General features: G+C 62.9%; 5 protein-coding genes. All 5 read left to right on the forward strand.

Annotation, left to right across the window (positions count from 1 at the left end; genetic code table 11):
- The coding region (locus tag QZ638_RS22580) for a lytic murein transglycosylase (protein ID WP_295814848.1) at positions 1-235 on the forward strand (235 nt) is incomplete at its 5' end.
- A gap of 8 nt (positions 236-243) precedes the next feature.
- Positions 244-2175 (forward strand): TRAP transporter fused permease subunit, encoded by a 1932-nt coding sequence (locus QZ638_RS22585; RefSeq protein WP_295814850.1) that lies wholly within the window; start codon positions 244-246, stop codon positions 2173-2175.
- Complete coding sequence (locus tag QZ638_RS22590) at positions 2176-2871, forward strand: fumarylacetoacetate hydrolase family protein (protein ID WP_295814853.1); 696 nt, start codon at positions 2176-2178, stop codon at positions 2869-2871. It begins immediately after the preceding gene.
- Positions 2868-3515: a maleylacetoacetate isomerase gene (gene maiA, locus QZ638_RS22595; protein ID WP_295814855.1), complete on the forward strand. Its 648-nt coding sequence runs from the start codon at positions 2868-2870 to the stop codon at positions 3513-3515. The genes QZ638_RS22590 and maiA overlap by 4 nt, the downstream gene beginning before the upstream one ends.
- Positions 3516-3536: 21 nt before the next feature.
- The coding region (locus QZ638_RS22600) for a cupin domain-containing protein (RefSeq protein ID WP_295814858.1) at positions 3537-4369 on the forward strand (833 nt) is incomplete at its 3' end.

Below are 4369 nucleotides of genomic sequence, written 5' to 3' on the forward strand. Positions count from 1 at the left end.
AGGCAACGTCCTGAAGTTCGGGGTGGATGGCGACGGCAACGGCAGCGTCGATCTCATCCGCTCGCGCGCCGACGCGCTTGCCTCGACCGCCAACTTCCTGCGCGCCCATGGCTGGCGGAAGGGCGCCGGCTATGGGCCGGGCCAGCCCAATTTCCGGGCGCTGCAAGCCTGGAATGCCGCAGGGGTCTATCAGCAGGCGATCGCTATCATCGGCCAGCAGGTCGACGGGAGCTAGCAAGGCCGGTGGCGCCAGGGCATGCCGGCCGGCCATTTGCGCTGAACCGGATCGGCCGGCTTTCCGTTACGGTTCTCATCGGTCTGTCGACGAGCGCCCAGGCGGCCGATCTGCCCTCGCGGCTCGGCTATTCCTATTACACCGAACAGTTCCTGGCGATCGTTCTCGGCCTCAGCCTCGGTCTCGTGTTCCTGGTCAGGGGGAGCGGTGCGCGTGGGGCGGGACTTGTCGATCTGGCGCTTTCGGGGGCGGGACTCGGCCTGTCGCTCTACGTGGCATGGGCCTATCCGACGCTTGTCTCCTCGGCGATGATGCTTCCCTGGGATGCGCTGATCGTCAGCGGTGCGTTGTTCCTCTTGGTGCTCGAAGGATTGCGTCGCACCGTCGGTTGGACGCTTGTCGTGGTCGTTCTCGTGATCTGTGGCTACGGGCTCATCGGTCATCTGGTGCCGGGAATGTTGCAGACGCGTGAGGTCGCCGCCGACCGGATGGCCGTGTACCTTTCCTTCGATCCGAACGGTCTTCTGGGCGTGACGCTCAACGTCGCGGCGACGGTGGTGGTCGCCTTTGTCTTTTTCGGTCAATTGCTCTTGCGGTCTGGTGGCGGCGATTTCTTCAACGATTTCGCGCTTGCCACTATGGGGCGCAGGCGCGGCGGAGCCTCGAAAATTTCCATCGTCGCGTCGGGGCTATTCGGGTCGATCTCGGGCGTGGTCGTCTCCAACATCGTGGCGACCGGCATCGTCACAATCCGGTTGATGGTCAACTCCGGCTTTCGGCGCACCACGGCTGCCGCCATCGAGGCGGTGGCATCGACTGGCGGGCAGATCGCGCCACCCGTGATGGGCGCCGTCGCTTTCCTGATGGCCGACATTCTGCAGAAACCCTATTCGGAAATCGTGGTGGCGGCCCTTGTCCCTGCCTTGCTCTATTACGTCTCGCTGTTCGTACAGGCAGACCTGTTGGCCGCAAAGCAGGATATACGTCCGGTGGAAGGGGAGGAGATTCCAGCGGTTGCCGGCGTGATGCGCCGGGGCTGGGTTTTCATTGTTCCCTTCGCGGCCATCGTTGTGGCGCTGTTCTGGTTGAATCAGCGTGCCGAGACTGCCGCGCTATGGGGCGGCGTGGCGACGGTCGCCATCGGCTTCATCGCCGGTTACGGCAAGGTTCGCATGCGGTTTGCGGATCTGTGGCGATGCGCAGTGGAAACCGGTCGGTCGATAACGGAGATCATCATGATCTCGGCTGCCGCGGGGTTCATTATCGGTGTGTTGAACGTGACGGGGCTTGGCTTCGCGGTCACCTTCGCGCTGGTCGATCTCGGTCAGGGAAATCTGTTCCTGCTTCTGCTGATCTCGGCAGCCGTGTGTCTTATCCTGGGCATGGGCATGCCAACCGTTGGGGTCTATCTGCTGCTGGCCGTGCTTGTGGCGCCGTCGCTGGTGGAGACCGGCGTCGAGCCCATCGCCGCGCATCTGTTCATCTTCTATTTGGGGATGATGTCGATGGTCACACCGCCGATCGGCATTGGCGCCTTCTTTGCCGCATCCATTGCCAAGGCACCGCCCATGCCCACCGCGTTGGAGGCCATGCGTTTCGGCTGGACGGCTTATATCGTGCCGTTCCTGTTCGTCTTTTCGCCCGCCCTGCTTCTGATCGGAGATCCGTTGCAGATCGCGCTCGCCGTAATCTCGGCGGTGCTGGGCGTCTACGCCATTTCAGCGGCCTTCGTGGGCTGGTTCGCAGGGCCGGCGGGGTCGTCGCGCCGTGTGCTCGTCGGGATGTCCGGCATCGCGTTGCTTCTGCCGCCGGGCATCGGTGGCGAAGCGACGCTCTGGATCAATGCGGCCGGCCTTGTGTTGCTCGTCGGTCAATGGCTGACGGCGGCCAGGTTGTCCGGTGTTGCGCAGCAACCTCATACCCAAGAAATGGAGAGTTGAATGAGTTTCGTATTTACCCCCTTCCCGATCCCAAGTCTGGCGATAGCCGGTCAGGAAGAGAGGTTTCCAGTGCGCCGTATCTTCTGTGTCGGACGCAACTATGCCGCCCATGCGCGCGAGATGGGGAAGGATCCCGAGCGCGATCCGCCCTTCTTCTTCATGAAGCCCGCCGATGCGGTGGTGGACGATGGCGAAACCGTAGCCTATCCACCGCTGACCGAGAACCTGCACTACGAGGCGGAGCTCGTCGTGGTGATCGGCCGTGATGCGACCGGGATCGATGAGGGGAGTGCCAGGGATTGCATCTGGGGCTACGCTATCGGCAACGATCTCACCCGGCGCGACCTGCAACTTGAGGCACGCGACAAGGGGCGCCCATGGGATATGGGCAAGGGCTTCGACCGCTCCGCCGTTATCGGACCGGTGCATCCCGCCAGCGTGGTCGGTCATCCCGCCAAGGGAGCGATCCGTCTGACCGTGAACGGTGAGACGAAACAGGATGCCGACCTCTCGGAGCTGATCTGGTCTGTGCCCGAGATCGTATCGATCCTGTCGAAATCGGTGACTCTGAAGCCTGGCGACGTGATCATGACCGGCACGCCGGCCGGGGTCGGCCCGCTGGTGGAGGGCGATGAATGTGTGGTTTCCATCGAAGGTCTGGGTGAGATCCGCACCGGGATCGGACCGCGGGCATGAAGTTTCGCCTGCACAATTTCTTCCGGTCGTCCACCTCTGTCCGGTTGCGCGCCGCATTGAACCTGAAGGGCATGGATTACGACTATGTCGCCTATGCGCTGCGCAAGGGAGACGCGCGGGCGCCGAACTATCTCGCCATGAACCCGGCGGGTCTGGTTCCGAGCCTGGAGCGTGAAGACGGACAGGTGATGACGCAATCGCTTGCGATCATAGAGTGGCTCGACGAGACGCAGCCCGAACCGCCGCTTCTGCCGGCCGATCCCGACGGTCGCGCCCGTGTGCGTGCGCTGTCTCTCATGATCGCCTGCGAGATCCATCCACTGAACAATCTGCGGGTGCTTGAATATCTCGGCAATGCCTTCGGCGCCAACGATGAGGCGACGAAGGCGTGGTTTACCCATTGGGTGGGCACCACCTTCGATGCCCTTGAAACCTCGCTTGCCCGCGATACGGCAACGGGACGGTTTTGCCACGGCGACACGCCCGGCCTCGCCGATCTTTGTCTTTACGCGCAGGTCTGGAACAACCGCCGGTTCGATATCGATACACGAGATTGGCCGGTTATTGAGCGGATCTTTGCCGAGCTGGATGCCTTGCCTGCCTTTTCGGATGCGGCCCCGCACAATCAGCCCGACGCGGCTTGAACGGAATGAAAGGATGCTTCCATGCATGATGCGGAAATCAAGGACACCCTGCCGGACGATGCGGGGCAACCCGAAGAAAATCCAGAACTGCGCGATCTCTATGCCGCGTTCCAGCGTGAGCATATCATGCCGTTATGGACGCAGCGCGACGACCTGATGCCGTTCACGCCGCAGCCGAGGGCCGTGCCGCATGTCTGGAAATGGGCGGACATTCTGCCGATGGCCGAGCGTTCGGGCGAACTCGTTCCTGTTGGTCGCGGCGGCGAGCGCCGGGCGCTGGGGCTTGCCAATCCCGGTCTTGGCGGCAACGCCTACATCGCGCCGACCTTATGGGCGGCAATTCAGTATCTGGGACCGCGCGAGACGGCTCCGGAACACCGCCACTCGCAAAACGCGTTCCGTTTCGTGGTCGAGGGTGAGGGGGTATGGACCGTCGTCAACGGGGATCCGGTGCGCATGAGCCGGGGCGACCTGCTGCTGACGCCGGGCTGGCATTTCCACGGTCACCACAACGACACGGATCACCCGATGGCGTGGATCGACGGGCTCGATATTCCTTTTTGCCAGCAAAACGATGTGGGCTTCTTCGAGTTTGGCTCGGACCGGGTAACGGATTATGCCACGCCGCGTTTTTCGCGTTCGGAGCGGCTATGGGCACACCCGGGTTTACGGCCGCTTTCCGGGCTGCGCGACACGGTCAGTTCTCCGATCGGGGCCTATCGGTGGGAGCATACGGATCGCGCGTTGAGCGAACAATTGCTGCTGGAAGAGGAAGGTGGGATACCGGCGGGAGCTGGGGGCCAGCTCCTCCATGGAATCCGCCATCTTCTCGATCATGCGGGCCTTGCTCTGGG

This window comes from uncultured Nitratireductor sp. (genome assembly GCF_913053745.1).
Lineage (GTDB): Bacteria > Pseudomonadota > Alphaproteobacteria > Rhizobiales > Rhizobiaceae > Nitratireductor.